Raw genomic sequence first — 16401 nt, 5'->3', positions numbered from 1 at the left:
CCGGCTCAGACGCGCTCGATGATCTTCTCGCCGAACAGGCCCTGGGGCCGGAACAGCAGGAAGACAAGAGCCAGCATGTAGGCAAACCAGTCCTCGATGGCGCCGCCGAAGGCGGAGCCCCAGAACACTTCCGCCACCTTCTCGCCGACGCCGACGATGAGGCCGCCGACGATGGCGCCGGGGATGGAGGTGAAGCCGCCGAGGATGAGCACCGGCAGGGCCTTCAGCGCCACCAGGGCAAGGCTGAACTGCACGCCGAGCTTGGAGCCCCACATGATGCCGGCGACCAGGCCGACCAGGCCGGCGACGGTCCACACGATGGCCCAGATGGTCTTCAGCGGAATGCCGACCGACAGGGCGGCCTGGTGATCGTCGGCAACGGCGCGCAGGGCGCGGCCGACGCGGGTCTTCTGGAAGAACACCGCCAGCACGAACACCAGCAGGCCGGCGACGACGGCGGCGAAGATGTCGAACTGGTTGATCAGCACGCCGCCGATCTCGATCGGGGTCTGCGGGATGCCGATGTCCAGCACCTTGACGTCGGAGCCCCAGATGGTCTGGCCGAAGCCGTCAAGGAAGTAGGTGATGCCGATGGTGGCCATGAACAGGATGATGTGCGGCTGGTTGACCAGCTTGCCCAGCACCAGCCGTTCGACCGCGATGGCCACCAGGGCCATGATGCCCATGGTCAGCGCCAGCGCGATGGTCCAGTGCAGGCCGTGTTCCATCAACCCGGCGAAGGACAGGGCGGCGAACAGCACCATGGCGCCCTGGGCGAAGTTGAACACGCCGGAGGCCTTGAAGATCAGCACGAAGCCGAGCGCCACCAGAGAGTACATGACGCCCGACAGCAGGCCGCCGATGACCACTTCGACGAAGAACAGCGGATAGCTGCCGATCTGCACGAAGGGGTCGATGAAGATGGAGGAAAGGAAGTCCATCACGCGACTCCTCGGCTTGAGATGGTCATCAGGGCGGGGCGACGGGTCCGTCGCACGCCGGCAGGGGCGCCCGAACGCAGAGTGTCCTTACGCGGCATGGCTCACCCCCAGGTAGGCGTCGATGACTTCCTGGTTGGCGCGCACCGCATCGGGCACGTCCTCGGCCAGCTTGCGGCCGTAGTCGAGCACCACCACGCGGTCGGAGATGTCCATCACCACGCCCATGTCGTGCTCGATCAGCACGATGGTGGTGCCGAACTCGTCGTTGACGTCGAGGATGAAGCGGCACATGTCCTCCTTCTCCTCCACGTTCATGCCGGCCATGGGCTCGTCCAGCAGCAGCAGTTCCGGCTGCGCCGCCAGGGCGCGGCCCAGCTCCACCCGCTTCTGCAGGCCGTAGGGCAGGCGGCCGACCGGCGTCTTGCGGATCGACTCGATTTCCAGGAAGTCGATGATCTTCTCCACGTACTCGCGGTGGGCGACCTCTTCCTTCTGGCCGAGGCCCCAGTACAGCGCCTGGGCGAAGATGTTCGACTTCATCATGGTGTTGCGGCCCGTCATGATGTTGTCGAGCGCGCTCATGCCCTTGAACAGGGCGATGTTCTGGAAGGTGCGGGCGATGCCCTGGCGGGCCGCCTCGTGCGGCTTCATGCGCGAGCGCGCCTGCCCCTTGTAGGTGATCACCCCTTCCTGCGGATGGTAGAAGCCGTTGATCACGTTGAGCATGCTGCTCTTGCCGGCGCCGTTCGGGCCGATGATCGACAGGATCTCGTGCTCGCGCACGGTGAAGCTGATGTTGGTGAGGGCGCGGACGCCGCCGAAGGACAACGAGATGTTGTCGACCTTCAGCACCACGTCGCCGATGCGCCTGCCCTTGTCCTGACCGCTGGCGGACATGCAGTGCCTCCCTGGTGTGTCCTGGTGCGGGCGGTGCTCTTGCGGCATCTGCCCGCATTGGTTGTCGTGTGAGCGTCGCCGCCGGCGCTGCGGCCGGCCGCCGGGGCAGGGCCCCGGGCGGCACCGCCGCTGCCGCGCGTCGCCTTACGCCGTCTTGCGCAGAAGCTGTTCGACCGGCCGGACCGACTCGAAGCCCTTGACCTCGCCGATGCGCAGGTCGGCCTTGAGCACGCCCTTGCGGCCGTCCTCGAAGGTGACCTCGCTTTCCACCTTCACCATCGGCACGCCGGCATACAGCGCGTCGATCTGCGGGGCGTAGCGTTCGGCGATGAACCGGCGGCGCACCTTGCGGGTGCGGGTCAGTTCGCCGTCGTCGGCGTCCAGTTCCTTGTGCAGGTTGAGGAACCGGCGGATCTGGCAGTGCGACAGCATGGGGTCCTTCTTCAGGTCCTCATTCACCTTCTGCACGCACTCTTCGATCAGGTCGTAGATCTCGCTGCGGGCGGCCAGGTCCTGGAAGCCGGAATACGGGATGCCGCGCCGTTCCGCCCAGTTGCCGCAGGCTTCCAGGTCGATGTTGACGAAGGCGGTCACGTAGTCGCGCTCGTTGCCGAAGGCCACCGCTTCCTTGATGAAGGGGAAGAACTTCAGCTTGTTTTCCAGGTACTTGGGCGGGAACATGCCGCCGTTGGTCAGCTTGCCCACGTCCTTGGCACGGTCGATGATCTTCAGCTGGCCGTCGTTGTCGAAGTAGCCGGCATCGCCGGTGTGAACCCAGTTGTCGGCGGTCTTGGTTTCCGCCGTGCCTTCGGGGTTCTTGTAGTAGCCGACGAACACGCCGGGGCTGCGATAGAGCACCTCGCCGTTGTCGTCGATCTTCACTTCCACTTCGGGCGCCGGCAGGCCGACGGTGTCGGACTTGATGGCGCCGGTCGGCTGCACGCAGACGAACACCGAGGCTTCCGTCTGGCCGTAGAGCTGCTTGGTGTTGATGCCGAGCGAGCGGTAGAAGTCGAAGATCTCCGGCCCGATGGCCTCGCCGGCGGTATAGGCCAGCTTCAGCCGCGACAGGCCGAGCACGTTCTTCAGCGGCGCGTAGACCAGGATGTTGCCGAGCCAGTACTTGAAGCGGTCGCCGAACGGAACCGACTTGCCGTCCAGGATCTGCGGCCCGCACGTCTTGGCGACGTCCATGAAGTAGGCGAACATCTTCCGCTTCATCGGCGCCGCATCTTCCATGCGGATCATCACCGAGGTCAGCAGGTTTTCATAGATGCGCGGCGGGGCGAAGTAATAGGTCGGCCCGATCTCGCGCAGGTCGTTCATCAGGGTGTCGCTGCTTTCCGGGCAGTTCACCGTGTACCCGCAGACATAGGCCTGGGCGAGCGAGAAGATATGGTCGCCGACCCACGCCATGGGCAGGTAGGCCACCGTTTCCTCGGTGTGGTCCAGGCCCTCCATGGCGGAGGCGTTGCGGGCGGTGATGAGCACGTTGTCGTAAGACAGCATCACGCCCTTGGGCTTGCCGGTGGTGCCCGAGGTATAGAGCATCACACCAATGTCGCTGCCCGTGGTCTTGGCGATCTCGGCATCCAGGAAGCCCGGGTTCTTCTGCAGGAACTCGCGGCCCAGCTGCTGGATCTTTTCATAGGCGTGCAGGAACGGCTGGTCATAGTGCCGCATGCCGCGCTCGTCCTCGAACACCACGGTTTCGAGCCTGGGGCAGCGATCCTTGATTTCCAGCAGCTTGTCGACCTGCTCCTGGTCCTCGACGACGGCGATGCGGGCCTCGGCATGGTCGAGGACGTACTGCATCTCCTCGGCCACCGAGTCCTGGTACATCGGCACCGGCGTGGCGCCCAGGCACTGGGCGGCCACCATGGCCCAGTACATGTGCGGCCGGTTGTCGCCGACGATGGCGAGCACCTCGCCCCGCTTCAGGCCGAGCGCGGCCAGGCCGCCGGCGAAGGCGAAGATCTCGTCCTTCATCTGGGCCCACGACCACGTCTGCCAGATGCCGAGGTCCTTCTCGCGCATGGCCGGATGACCCGGTCGCACCGCGACATGGTGCAGCAGGAGCTTGGGGAACGTGTCCATCTCGCGGGTGGAGGTGATGCCGCTCATCGGGCGGCCCTCCCGCGCTGCGCGGTGGACGGAATACGGGCGTAATGAGCCCGCAGTGCGGGCGTGACCTCGGACATTGAACAACCTCCCTAAGCCGTCGAGGCGCCGTTGTTTTTCCGGCGTTGACCTCGCGAAAGCCGCCTCCCGCTGCGACCGTTGGTCGGTCGTCCATGCCAGGAGGGCCATCATTGCATACACACGGCCTCTGTTTTGTATCAAGTAACCTGAATCCCCGGCGGGGGTCAAGCGGCTTGGCTCATAATTTTTATGCCCGCAGGTGCCATTTTTGCGACATGCCGTTTCGCATAAGACGCTGAAGACGCAACGGCATTCGCAAATGGCCCGCTTGGCCCACCCGCGCGCCCTACCCGGGCGGGTGGCTCCCCTGCGCCCTCTGCCCCCGCCGCCCCACCCCATTGCACACGCGCAGGGCGGCAACATATTGGGTAAGACAAAACCCGAGCAGCGCAGGCGGGCTCTGCCGCGCCCCACCCACCCGAGCCGAGGAGCCATCCATGCCCCTGTGTGGACACGACACCCTGAAGACACGTCGCACCCTCAGCGTCGGCGGCACCGACCACGACTACTTCAGCCTGAGCGCCGCCGCCGAGGCCGGCCTGGGCGATGTGTCGCGGCTGCCGTATTCCATGAAGGTGCTGCTGGAAAACCTGCTGCGCTATGAAGACGGCCGCAGCGTCACGGTGGACGACGTGAAGGCGGCGGCGGAATGGCTGCGGACCCGCAGCTCGACGCGGGAGATCGCCTATCGCCCGGCGCGGGTGCTGATGCAGGACTTCACCGGCGTGCCGGCGGTGGTCGACCTGGCCGCCATGCGCGATGCCGTGGTGGCCATGGGCGGCGAGCCGCGGCGCATTAACCCGCTGTCGCCGGTCGACCTGGTGATCGACCACTCGGTGATGGTCGACTTCTTCGGCACCCCCGACGCCCTGCAGAAGAACATGGACCTGGAGTTCGAGCGCAACGGCGAGCGTTACGCCTTCCTGCGCTGGGGCCAGAAGGCGTTCGATAATTTCCGCGTCGTGCCGCCCGGCGCCGGCATCTGCCATCAGGTGAACCTGGAGCACCTGTCGCGGGTGGTGTGGACCGGCGCCGACGACTCGGGCCGCCTGCTCGCCTACCCAGATACGCTGGTGGGCACCGACAGCCACACCACCATGGTCAACGGCCTTGGCGTGCTCGGCTGGGGCGTGGGCGGCATCGAGGCGGAGGCGGCCATGCTCGGCCAGCCCATCTCCATGCTCATCCCGGAGGTGATCGGCTTCAAGCTCACCGGCCGCCTGCAGGAAGGCGTCACGGCCACCGACCTGGTGCTGACGGTGGTGCAGATGCTGCGCAGGAAGGGGGTGGTCGGCAAGTTCGTGGAATTCTACGGCACCGGCCTCGATCACCTGCCGCTGGCCGACCGCGCCACCATCGGCAACATGGGCCCGGAATACGGCGCCACCTGCGGCATCTTCCCGGTGGACGCGGAAACCCTGCGCTACCTGCGCACCACCGGCCGCGGCGACGACCAGATCGCCCTGGTGGAGGCCTATGCCAAGGCGCAGGGCATGTGGCGCGACTCGACCACGCCCGACCCGGTGTTCAGCGACACCCTGGAGCTGGACATGGGCACGGTGGAACCCTCGCTGGCCGGTCCGAAGCGGCCGCAGGACCGCATCGCGCTCGGCGGCGTCGCCGGCAGCTTCCGCGACACCTTCGCCGCCGAGGGCAAGGGCGCCGCGGCCGACCGCGCCGTGCCGGTGGAGGGGGAGGGCTACGGCCTCACCGATGGCGCCGTGGTGATCGCCGCCATCACCTCCTGCACCAATACGTCCAACCCCAGCGTCATGCTGGCCGCCGGACTGGTGGCCAAGAAGGCGGTGGAGAAGGGGCTGGTGCGCAAGCCGTGGGTCAAGACCTCGCTGGCGCCGGGATCGCAGGTGGTGCAGGACTACCTGGAGAAGGCCGGCCTGCAGGGCTACCTCGACCAGTTGGGCTTCACCATCGCCGGCTTCGGCTGCACCACCTGCATCGGCAACTCCGGCCCGCTGGACGAGCCCATCGCCGCCGCCATCGACGGCAACGACATGCTGGTGGCCGCCGTGCTGTCGGGCAACCGCAACTTCGAAGGCCGCATCAGCCCGCACGTGCGCGCCAACTACCTCGCCAGCCCGCCGCTGGTGGTGGCCTATGCCCTGGCCGGGTCGGTGAAGGTCGACCTGACGACGGAGCCGCTGGGCACCGGGTCGGACGGGCAGCCGGTCTACCTGAAGGACATCTGGCCGACCAGCCACGAGGTCAACGAGGCGGTGGAGCAGAACATCACCAGCGCCATGTTCCGCAACCGCTACGACAACGTCTTCGCCGGGCCGCAGATGTGGCAGAACATCGCCGTCACCGGCGGCGAGACCTATGCCTGGGACGACAGCTCCACCTACGTCAAGAACCCGCCCTACTTCGTCGCCATGGACAAGACGCCACAGGGCTTCAGCGACTTCACCGGCATGCGGCCGCTGGCGATCCTGGGCGATTCGGTGACGACGGACCACATCTCCCCCGCCGGCTCCATCAAGGTCGACAGCCCGGCCGGCAAGTACCTGATCGAGCACGGGGTGGAGCGCAAGGACTTCAACAGCTACGGCGCCCGCCGCGGCAATCATGAAGTGATGATGCGCGGCACCTTCGCCAACATCCGCATTCGCAACGAGATGGCGCCCGGCACCGAGGGCGGCGTCACCACCCTGCAGCCGGCCGGCGAGGTCATGCCGATCTACGACGCCGCCATGAAGTACGCCGAAACCGGCACGCCGCTGGTCGTCATCGCCGGCAAGGAATACGGCACCGGCTCATCCCGCGACTGGGCGGCCAAGGGCACCAACCTGCTGGGCGTGAAGGCGGTGATCGTCGAAAGCTTCGAGCGCATCCACCGCTCCAACCTGGTGGGGATGGGGGTGCTGCCGCTGCAGTTCAAGGACGGCATGGACCGCAAGACCCTGAAGCTGGACGGCACCGAAACCTTCGACATCGTCGGCATCGCCGGCGGCATCACGCCGCGCCAGGACATCGACGTCACCATCCACCGCGCCGACGGCAGCAGCGAGACCATCCAGGTGCTGTGCCGCATCGATACGGTGGACGAGGTCGATTACTACCGCCACGGCGGCATCCTGCAGTACGTGCTGCGCAACCTGGCGGCCTGAGGAGGATCGACGGCGCCGTCCGCCCGCGGGCGGCGCCGGTCCTGTCCGCTCCGCTCCCCTCTGCCGTCCGGCCGGGTCACACCCGGCGGGCGGCGGCGAGGGCGGCGCGGCCGCGGTCGTGGCCGCCGCTGGCCGGGGTGCCGGGCAGGCTGTCGAAGTCGCCGCGCAGGGCCTTGAGCGCCATGCGCTCTTCCTCGATCTCGCGGGCGGTGCGGACGCCGCGCCGGCGCAGCACCATCAGCGGCGGGCACCAGCCCTGCAGGGCGTGCTGCAGCAGGAAGCCGCCGACCACCGCCGGCAGCGCCGCGAACCGGCGGTCGACGAAGGCGGCAAGCAGGCTGCCGGCCACGGTGAGGGTGGCGGCATTGGCCATCAGCACCCGTTCCACGTCCCACTCGCGGTCGATGTCGCGCAGGCGGCTGTCCAGGTCGTCCAGGCGCCCTTGCAGTTCCTGCAGGCGATGGGCCGCCGTCAGCACCCGCCGTTCGGTCTCGTCGTCGATGCGCCGGTTGGCGCGGTCGGCGGAGCTGCTGCGGATGCGGGCGGCGGTGGCGGGGAACATGGCCGGCTCCTTCGGGCGAGGGGGGAGGGTATGCGCCCGAAAAAACGTCCGCCCGCGCCGCCGGTTGCGTGTACCGCCGTCAGCCGATGGTCAGCGAATGGGCAGCGGGTAGAGCAGCCCGCCGTCGGTCCACAGGGCGTTCAGGCCCCGCTCCATCTTGTAGCGCGAGCCGGCGCCGAGGTTGCGGTCGAAGATCTCGCCGTAATGGCCGACGGCGGCGATGATGCGGCGGGCCCAGTCGTCATCCAGCCCCACCGGCGCGCCGATGCCGGGATCGAGGCCGAGCAGCCGCCGCACCTCGGGGTCGTCGGTCTCCTGCCGAGCCCGCGCCGCGGCGGCGGTGACGCCCTTGGCCTCGGCCAGGATGACGGCATTGACGGTGAAGCGGATGATGGCCTCCCACTGCGGATCGTTGTTGCGCACCGCCGGCGACAGCGGCTCGCGCGAGATGACGTCGGGGAACACCACGAAATCGTCGGGGTCCGGGGTGCGGTCGCGCAGCGCCATCACCATGCCGGCCAGGTCGTTGGTCATCAGGTCGCAGTTGTGGGCAAGAAAGGCGTTCCACGCCCCGTCGGAGGTGACCAGTTCCACCGGCTTGACGTCCTTGCCGGTGGACCTGATCCACGCCCGCAGGTTTTCCACCGTGGTGGTTTCGGCGATGACGCAGACCACCGCCCGTTCCACGTCCGCCAGGCTGCGGTAGCCGAGGTTGCGATGGGCGATGAAGCCCTGGCCTTCGAAGAAGTTGGTGCCGGTAAAGTGGATTCCGAAGGCCGATTCGCGGGCCAGCGTCCAGGTGGCGCCGCCCAGCAGGACGTCGATCTCGCCTTCCGCCAGCGCCTTGAAGCGGGCGGCGGAGAACAGCGGCACGAAGGTCACCGCCTCGCCGTCGGCCAGCACCGCCGCCGCCACCGCCCGGCACAGGTCGGCGCGCAGGCTGACGTAGCGGCCGCTGGCGTCGCGCTGGGCGAAGCCCGATTCCTCGTTGACGCCGCACAGCAGCACGCCGCGGTCGCGCACCTTCGCCAGGGTGCCGGTGTCCGGCACCGGCGGCGACGCCGGGGCTTCGGCCGTGGCGGCATCGGCCCCGCCGGAAAACGCCAGCGCGGCGGCGATGGCGACGGCGGCGGCAAGGCGCGCCAAGGGGTGGGCTTGCATCGGACGGTCCCCCATGTGTGGTCTCAGCGCAGCGGCAGCGGGTAGAGCAGCCCGCCGTCGGTCCACAGGGCATTGAGGCCGCGCGGCATGCCGAAGCGGGACCCCTTGCCCAGGTGGCGGTCGAAGATCTCGCCGTAGTTGCCGGCGGCGGCGATGGCGCGGCGGGCCCAGTCGTCATCCAGGCCGAGCGGCTGGCCGACGCCGGGATCGATGCCGAGCAGGTGGCGCGTTTCCGGGTCGCTGGTGGAGACCGGGGTGCCGGCCAGCGCCCCGGTGATGTCCTTTTCCTCGGCCAGGATGAGGGCGTGCATGACGAAGCGCACCAGCCCCTCCCACCGCGAATCGCCCAGCCGCACCGCCGGCGCCAGCGGCTCGCGCGAGATCATGTCGGGCAGCACCACGTAATCCGCCGGCTCCGGCACCCGGTCGAGCAGGTCGGCGATCAGCGCCGTGCGGTCGTTGGTGATGAGGTCGCAGCCGCGGGCGAGGAAGGTTTCCCAGGCCCCTTCGCGGGTCACGCTCTCCACCGGCTGCAGCCGCTTGCCGGTCTGCAGGGCGTAAAGCCGCAGGTTCACGGCCGAGGTGGTGTCGGCCACGGTGCACACCCGCGCCGCCTCCACATCCTCCAGCCGCTGCCAGCCGTGGTGGCGATGGGCGGCGAAGCCCTGGCCGTCGTAGAAGGTGACGGTGGCGAAGCGGATGCCGAGCCCGGCCTCGCGCCCCAGGGTCCAGGTGGTGCCGGCGAACAGCACGTCGACGTCGCCGGCCAGCAGCGCCTCGAAGCGGGCGCTGGCGATCAGCGGCACGAAGGTCACCGCCTCGGGGTCGCGCAGCACGGCGGCGGCGATGGCGCGGCAGAAGTCGGCGCGGGTGCCGATGTAGCGGCCGGTCGAGTCGCGCTTGGCCAGCCCGGCGATCTCGCCGACGCCGCACACCAGCACGCCGCGGTCCTGCACCGCCGCCAGCGTGTCGGCCGGCGCCTCCCCGGCAGCCGCGGCCGGCGCCTGGATCAGCCCGGCCAGCACCGCCGCGGCCGCCAGCCACCGGCGCAGCGGCCGGCGGCGCCCCCCAGGCGCCTTCCGGCCTTGCAACCCCGCCCTGCACATCCCCATCCTGTGCATCCCCCTGTCGTGTGACGCTGCCTCAGGTCTGTAATTCCCTTCTGACGGGTGATGATACATAATGTCACCGATTTTGCGATGGGCGTCGTCGATCCCGGGCCGTGGCCGGGGCGACGCACCCGCCGCCGCAGCGCGAGGCAACGGGGGGAGGCGGCATGAGCCGCTGGCGCATCGGTGTTGCGTTCCGGGTGTTGGCGGCCCTGCTGATCATCGTCGGCCTGACGGTGATGCTGGGGGCGTTCGCCCTGCACACATTCGCCGACCTGCGGGGGCAGGTGGGCGGGCTCGCCCGCGAACGCCTGCCGGCCATCCTGACGGCCGCCAAGCTGGATCGCCAGTCGGCCCTGCTGTCGGCCCAGGCCTCGGCGCTGGTGCTGACGGAAACCAACGGCGCCCGCGAGACGGAGATGATGCGCATCCTTGATCTGGTGCGCACCCTCGACCGCCTCACCGACGAGCTGGCCGACAGCGGCAGCCCGGAGGAAAACGTCGCCACCATCCATCGCCTGAAGACCGGCTTCGTCGAAACCCTGGACGAGCTGGACTCGCAGGTGGCCGAGCGCCTGCGCCTGCGCCGCCAGCTGGAGGAAACGGTCGGGCTGGTGCTGAAGCGCGGCATCGCCCTCACCGATTCGCTGACGCCGCCGCAGGCCTGGCACGCCGACGCCCTGATCGCCCTGCGCGCCCTGCAGGCGGCGGCCATCGCCTCCCACCGTGCCGTGTTCGAACGCGAGGCGCGGGCGGCGGGCGAGGCGCTGGAGCGGCTGCAGGGGCATCTGGCGACGATGCCGGCCGAGCAGCGCGCCGCCGCCGCCGCCATCCACCGCGACCTGCGCCTGTGGGCGGTGGACGATGCCGCCGGCGTGCTGCCGCTGCGCCGCCGCCTGCTGGAACTGGAAGACGCCATCCGCGGCACCCTGTCGCGCAACCGCAGCCTTGCCGACCTCATGCGGGCGGCCTCGGCGCAGCTGTTCTTCGAGGGCGAGCAGTCGGCCCGCGACGCCGCCAACGCCGCCGCCGACCGCTTCGACCGCTCCCAGGTCACCTTCGCGGCGGTGCTGGCGGCCACCGCCGTGGTCATGCTGCTGACCTTCCTGTACCTGCGCGAAAGCGTCATCCTGCGCCTGCGGGCGCTGCAGGGGGCCATGGCCGCCCACATCGCCGGCAAGGCGGCGCCGGTGCCGACCGAAGGCAGCGACGAGATCGGCGACATGGGCCGCAGCCTGCGGTTCTTCCTCGACGTCATCGCCGCCCGCGAGGCCGAGCTGCGGGAAAGCGAGCAGCTGTTCCGCATGCTGGCGCTCACCGCCCCCTTCCCGCTGGTGATGGCGCGCAGCCGCGACGGCGTGGTGCTGCAGAGCAACCAGCGGGCGCAGGAGCTGCTGGGCCTGGGCGAGTCGGCGCGGGCCTGCGACTTCCTCATCGACGCCCGCGACCGCGCCGCCATCGGCGAGGCGGGCGGCGCCCCCGTCACCGACCGCGAGGTCGCCATCCAGACCGCCGACGGCCGCCGCGGCTGGGGCCTGCTGTCGGCGGCGCCGGCGGTGTTCAAGGGCGAATCGGTGATGCTGCTGGGGCTGGTCGACATCGGCGCCCGCCGCCAGGCCGAGCAGGCGGTGCGCGAGAGCGAGCGGAAGTACCGCAGCCTGCTGGAAAACCTGAAGAACCACGCCGTCTTCGCGCACGATCTCGACGGTCGCTTCAGCTACCTCAGCCCGTCGGCGGAGGACGTGATGGGCCATCCGCTGGAGGATCTGCGGGCCGACTACACCCGCTTCATGCCGGCCGACGAACTGGCCCGCTGGCGCGAGCGGCAGGCCCAGCTGGCGGCCGGGGTGCCGTTCACCCGCTCCTACGAATGCTCCTACATCCACAGCGACGGCAGCGTCCACATCCTGGCGGTGGTGGAGGCGGCGGTGCTGGACGAGGCCGGCCGCGTGGTGGGGGTGGAAGGCGTCGCCCACGACGTCACCGCCCAGCGCTCCTACCAGGAAAACCTGCGCGCCCTGGTGCGGGAACTGGAACAGTCCAACGCCGAGCTGGAAGACTTCGCCTACGTCGCCAGCCACGACCTGCGCGAGCCGCTGCGCATGGTCACCAGCTACCTCAGCCTGCTGGAGCGGCGCCACGGCACCACCCTGCCGCCGGAAGCGCGCGAGTTCATGGACTACGCCGCCGAAGGCGCCCGCCGCATGGACCGCCTGATCCTCGACCTGCTGGATTATTCCCGCGTCGGCCGGGCAGAGCGCCAGGAAGGGCCGGTGGCGCTGCACGATCCGCTGCAGACGGCGCTCGCCAACCTGAAGGTGGCGCTGGACGAGGCCGACGCCCGCGTCACCGTGGACGAGAACCTGCCGGCGGTGCACAGCGACGTCAGCGACATGGTGCGCCTGTTCCAGAACCTCATCGGCAACGCCGTGAAGTACCGCCACCCGGAGCGGGCGCCGGAAATCGCCATCACCACCACCGTGGACCGCGGCCATGTGCGCCTGACGGTGCGCGACAACGGCATCGGCATTCCCGCCGACCAAACCGAGCGCATCTTCAAGATCTTCCAGCGCCTGCACCCGCGCAGCCGCTATGAAGGCACCGGCATCGGGCTGGCGGTGTGCCGCAAGGTGGTGGAACTGCACGGCGGCCGCATCTGGGCGGAGCCCAACCCCGACGGCATCGGCACCAGCTTCCACGTCAGCCTGCCGGTGGCCCGTGCCTCGGCGGCGGCCTGACCCTAGTCGGCGAACAGCGACCGGTACTGCAGGTCTTCCTCCAGGATGTGGGACATCATCCAGGTCTTGAGGAAGGTCTCAATCTCCGCCGTCAGGGCGGTGTCGGGGTGCGACAGGTGGCGGCTGCGGAAGTCCTCCACGCTCTGGCGCAGGGCGGCGTGGGCGGCCTGCTGATCCGCCAGCCGGGGGTAGCCGTGTTCGGCCAGCAGCCCTTCCTCGCGGCGGAAATGGTAGTCGGTGTACATCAGCAGCTCGTCGACGATGCCGAGCCGCACGGCCAGATCCTCGCCGCTCTCCCACGCCTCATGCAGCATGTTGAGGAGGTCGACCAGGTTCTGGTGGTCCTGGTCGAGATCCGGGTGGCCGACGCTGTAGGCGGGGGTCCAGGTGATCAGCGGCATGGGGCGGGCCTTCGTGTGATGACGGCGGGGGGACCGTCAGGGCGGGTCGGCCGTCTGCGGCTGCGGACAGGGGCACGGGCAGGCGCCTTCGCCGCAGCTGCGGCGGTCGCACAGCCGGCAGATGCGGCGCGCATGGGCAGGCTCGCGCACCACCGCCGTCAGCAGGCGGTCGAGAAGGCGATCAAACTCCTTGCGCTCCTTCTTGTCCAGCACCTCCACCACGTCGCGCAGGGCGGTCAGCCGGCGGGCCTGCATCAGTTCTCCGGCACGGCGGCCGGCGTCGGTCAGCGCCACCGGCACCACCCGGCCCTGGGGCGGCAGGCGGCAGGCGTAGCCGTCGGCCACCAGCCGGTCGATCATGCGGGTGCAGGCCGGCTGCGACAGGCCGATGATGCCGGCCAGCTCGGTGGTGCCGAGGCTGGCGTGGTGGCGCAGCGTCAGCACCGCGGCGGCGGCGGAGGGCGACAGGTCGCCGAAGCCCTCGCCGGCGGCATCCACCAGGGCGAGGGCGAGGGCTCCCAGCTTGTTGGCGGTGGCCTTCTTGGTCATGCAGGCAACATGCACGCCGCATCGGCCGCTTTCAACCCTGCGGCGGCGATTTCCTGGGGTGCGGTGCCGCCCCGCCGGTCAGTCGGGAATGTCGGCCTGCCGCGCCGCCACTACCGCGAAGCGGTCGGCCAGCGCCGCCAGTTCCACCCGGTGCAGGGTATCGGCATCCACCACCGCCGCCTCGCCGCCCGTGCCCGTCGCCGCCGCCGGCAGCGGCCCGGTGGTGCAGGCGGGCGCCACCCCCCCGCTTTGAGGTCATCCCGCCACCACCGTGCTGCGACAGCCGTGGTCGAGCGCCGCCCGCACGGTGGCGCTGACGCACATGTGGGTCATGAAGCCGACGACAATCAGCTCGCTGCGGCCGGTGGCGCGCAGGCGGGCCTGCAGGTCGGTGCCGGCGAAGGCATTGGGCAGGCGCTTGGGCACCACCGCCTCGCCGGGGGCCGCCGCCACCGCATCCATGATGGCGCCGCGCGGCGCCTCGGGGTCGAAGGGGCCGCCGGCGCCGCCCTGGTGGACCACATGCACCACCGGCGTGCCGGCGGCGCGGGCGCGGCGCAGCAGCGCCGCCGCCTCGTCGGCCGCTGCGGCGGCGCCGGGCAGCGCCAGCGGCCCCTGCAGGTACTCGTTCTGGCAGTCGATGAGCAGCAGCACGGCATCGGCCAGCCGCGACGGCGTCAGATTGAGGCCGGCCATGGCCAGCAGGGTGAGCGGGGCGGCAGGGGCGGCGACGGGGGAGGTCATGGCGAGGTCGGTCTCCGGCAGGGGTGAGGGTGTCGTGCGGTCAGACTAGCCCTTGCACCGGCGCAGGGCGTAGCCGAGACTTCGCCGCAGCAGTCTGCATTTTTGCAGGGAAGGGAAGGGAAGGGAACGGATGCACTGGGACGACGTGCGCATCGTGCTGGCGGTCAGCCGCAGCGGCAGCCTGTCGGCGGCGGCGCGGCAGCTGGGCGTGAACCAGACCACCGTCGCCCGCCGGCTGGCGACGCTGGAGCAGGCCCTCGGCGCCACCCTGTTCACCCGCGCCGACGGTCGTCAGGTGGCGACGGCCCTGGGGGAGGCGGTGGCGGCGCGCGGCGAGGCCATGGCGGCGGAGGCGGAAGCCATCGCTCGCCTGGCCCGCGACGGTGGCGACGGCGCCGCCGCCGGCAGCGTCCGCCTGACCGCCACCGAGAGCATCGCCGCCCGCTTCCTGGTGCCGCGCCTCGGCAGCTTCTGGCGCCGCTGGCCGCAGATCGCGCTGGAGATCGTGCCGTCGTCGGGCACCCTCAACCTCACCCGGCGGGAGGCCGACATGGCGCTGCGGCTGGCACGGCCACGCGATTCGGGCGTGGTGGCGCGCAAGGTGGGGGAGTTCGGCTGCGCCCCCTACGGGCGTGCCGAGGATGGTCCCGGCCTCGCCGGCCGCCGCTGGGTTGCCTATGACGACAGCCTCGCCCACCTGCCGGAAGCTCGCTGGGCGGCGCGGGTACGGGGCGACGCGCCGGTGGTGCTGCGGACGTCCCACGTGCTGGCGCTGCTGGAGGCGGTGCGGGCCGGCCACGGCGTCGGCATGCTGCCGTGCTGGCTGGCCGACGCCGACCCCGCCCTGCGGCGGTTGTCGGCGGATGTGCCGGTGCGGCGGGAGGCGTGGCTGGTGATCCATGCCGGCCTGCGGCGGCAGGCGCGCATCCGTGCCGTCGCCGAGTGGGTGACGGCGGAGTTCGCCGCGGCGGCGGCCGACCTCGCCGGCGACGGCTGAGCCCGGTCAGACCGCCACCCGCACCGCCCCGTCGTCCACCGGGCGCGGCAGCCCGGCGGCGGCGAAGGGCCAGCGGGCGAGGCGGGTGAAGCCGGCGCGGGGCGGGGGGGGCGAGGGCCCGGGGGGCGAGGGGGGGGAAGCCGGCGGCGGCGGCGAAGTCCCGCTGCACCGGCGCCGGCACCGGGCCGGTGAAACAGGCGACGTCGGGCAGGGCAGGGGCCGGCTGCGGCGGCACCGGCGCGGCCTCCGGGCCGGGGGCCTCGGCCAGCACCTGCGCCAGCCGCCGCGCCACCGGCTCCGCCGGGTCGAGCCAGGACAGGCCGGCGGGCAGCGCCGCCTCCAGCTCCGGCCGCAGGATGGGGTAGTGGGTGCAGCCCAGCACCGCCACATCCACCGCCGCCGCCTCCGGCGCCAGCAGCGGCGCCAGATCGGCCCGCAGGCGGGCGGCGTCCACCGGCAGGCCGCGCGCCTTGTCCTCGGCCAGGGCGGCGAGATGGCGGCAGCCCACCCGCACCACCCGGCAATCGGCGGCGAAGCTGGCGATCAGGCGGTCGACGTAGGGGGTGCGGATGGTGCCCTCGGTCGCCAGCAGGGCGATGGTACGGCTGCGCGACTGGGCGGCGGCCGTCTTCACCGGCGGCACCACCCCCACCATGGGCACCGGCACGGCCGGGCGCAGGGCATCCAGGGCGATGGTGGTGGCGGTGTTGCAGGCGATCACCACCGCATCCAGCCGCCAGTGGGCCAGCGCCTCCGCCACCAGGGTGCCGACCCGCGCCGTCAGTTGCTGCGGCGACAGCCGGCCGTAGGGGAACCAGGCCGAATCGGCCAGGTAGGTGACGGCGGTGCCGGGGCAGGCGCGGCGGATCGCCCGCACCACGGTCATGCCGCCGATGCCGGAATCAAGAACCAGAACGGCGGTCGGCCGGGCGGGGCCGGAAACAGGGTCGGTCATGGAAGGCGGCCGGAAGAAAC

Annotated in this window: 13 protein-coding genes and 1 pseudogene; 3 read left to right on the top strand and 11 right to left on the bottom strand. The window is 70.6% G+C overall.

Annotation, left to right across the window (positions count from 1 at the left end):
* Positions 1-5 precede the first annotated feature (5 nt).
* The 3 genes from ABD056_RS00160 to ABD056_RS00150 form a co-directional block, all read right to left on the bottom strand.
* Entirely contained in the window at positions 6-941 is a 936-nt protein-coding gene (locus ABD056_RS00160; protein WP_343863241.1) for a branched-chain amino acid ABC transporter permease, read from the bottom strand.
* A gap of 87 nt (positions 942-1028) precedes the next feature.
* Positions 1029-1838, bottom strand: a complete 810-nt coding sequence (locus tag ABD056_RS00155) for an ABC transporter ATP-binding protein (RefSeq protein ID WP_343863239.1) — start codon at positions 1836-1838, stop codon at positions 1029-1031.
* Between the two features lie 144 nt (positions 1839-1982).
* Complete coding sequence (locus ABD056_RS00150) at positions 1983-3962, bottom strand: AMP-binding protein (protein WP_343863237.1); 1980 nt, start codon at positions 3960-3962, stop codon at positions 1983-1985.
* Between the two features lie 515 nt (positions 3963-4477).
* Here ABD056_RS00150 and acnA point away from each other — a divergent pair.
* Positions 4478-7165 carry an aconitate hydratase AcnA gene (gene acnA, locus ABD056_RS00145; RefSeq protein ID WP_343863235.1) on the top strand — a complete coding sequence of 896 codons (2688 nt, stop codon included), beginning with the start codon at positions 4478-4480 and terminating at the stop codon, positions 7163-7165.
* Between the two features lie 76 nt (positions 7166-7241).
* Here acnA and ABD056_RS00140 read toward each other — a convergent pair whose 3' ends face one another.
* The 3 genes from ABD056_RS00140 to ABD056_RS00130 all read right to left on the bottom strand — a co-directional run bounded on the left by ABD056_RS00140 (position 7242) and on the right by ABD056_RS00130 (position 10000).
* Positions 7242-7727, bottom strand: a complete 486-nt coding sequence (locus ABD056_RS00140; protein WP_343863233.1) for a hypothetical protein — start codon at positions 7725-7727, stop codon at positions 7242-7244.
* Positions 7728-7817: 90 nt separating this feature from the next.
* Entirely contained in the window at positions 7818-8888 is a 1071-nt protein-coding gene (locus tag ABD056_RS00135; RefSeq protein ID WP_343863231.1) for an amino acid ABC transporter substrate-binding protein, read from the bottom strand.
* A 23-nt stretch (positions 8889-8911) separates the two neighbouring features.
* On the bottom strand, positions 8912-10000 hold the full coding sequence (locus tag ABD056_RS00130) for a type 2 periplasmic-binding domain-containing protein (protein WP_343863229.1): 1089 nt from the start codon (positions 9998-10000) through the stop codon (positions 8912-8914).
* A 164-nt stretch (positions 10001-10164) separates the two neighbouring features.
* On the opposite strand from ABD056_RS00130, the gene ABD056_RS00125 reads away from it, so the two are divergent.
* Positions 10165-12735 (top strand): ATP-binding protein, encoded by a 2571-nt coding sequence (locus tag ABD056_RS00125; protein ID WP_343863227.1) that lies wholly within the window; start codon positions 10165-10167, stop codon positions 12733-12735.
* 2 nt (positions 12736-12737) lie between these two features.
* Here ABD056_RS00125 and ABD056_RS00120 read toward each other — a convergent pair whose 3' ends face one another.
* The 4 genes from ABD056_RS00120 to ABD056_RS00105 form a co-directional block, all read right to left on the bottom strand.
* On the bottom strand, positions 12738-13136 hold the full coding sequence (locus ABD056_RS00120; protein ID WP_343863225.1) for a bacteriohemerythrin: 399 nt from the start codon (positions 13134-13136) through the stop codon (positions 12738-12740).
* Between the two features lie 36 nt (positions 13137-13172).
* Complete coding sequence (locus ABD056_RS00115; RefSeq protein WP_343863223.1) at positions 13173-13685, bottom strand: MarR family winged helix-turn-helix transcriptional regulator; 513 nt, start codon at positions 13683-13685, stop codon at positions 13173-13175.
* Positions 13686-13763: 78 nt separating this feature from the next.
* The gene (locus ABD056_RS00110) at positions 13764-13925 is read right to left on the bottom strand and encodes a hypothetical protein (RefSeq protein WP_343863222.1); all 162 of its coding nucleotides are present in this window, start codon (positions 13923-13925) and stop codon (positions 13764-13766) included.
* A 15-nt stretch (positions 13926-13940) separates the two neighbouring features.
* Complete coding sequence (locus ABD056_RS00105; RefSeq protein WP_343863220.1) at positions 13941-14429, bottom strand: isochorismatase family protein; 489 nt, start codon at positions 14427-14429, stop codon at positions 13941-13943.
* Positions 14430-14559: 130 nt separating this feature from the next.
* Here ABD056_RS00105 and ABD056_RS00100 point away from each other — a divergent pair, with 130 nt between their 5' ends.
* Positions 14560-15426: a LysR family transcriptional regulator gene (locus ABD056_RS00100; RefSeq protein ID WP_343863218.1), complete on the top strand. Its 867-nt coding sequence runs from the start codon at positions 14560-14562 to the stop codon at positions 15424-15426.
* Positions 15427-15745: 319 nt separating this feature from the next.
* Here ABD056_RS00100 and ABD056_RS22875 read toward each other — a convergent pair.
* Positions 15746-16312 (bottom strand): annotated as a pseudogene (locus tag ABD056_RS22875) (glutamate racemase); the annotation flags it as partial.
* Between the last annotated feature and the right edge of the window lie 89 nt (positions 16313-16401).

Origin of the sequence: Caenispirillum bisanense, from assembly GCF_039523075.1 — a bacterium.
In the GTDB taxonomy this organism is placed as follows: domain Bacteria; phylum Pseudomonadota; class Alphaproteobacteria; order Rhodospirillales; family Rhodospirillaceae; genus Caenispirillum; species Caenispirillum bisanense.
The sequence above is the reverse complement of the archived record's forward strand: the minus strand, read 5'-3'. Positions and strand labels throughout refer to the sequence as shown.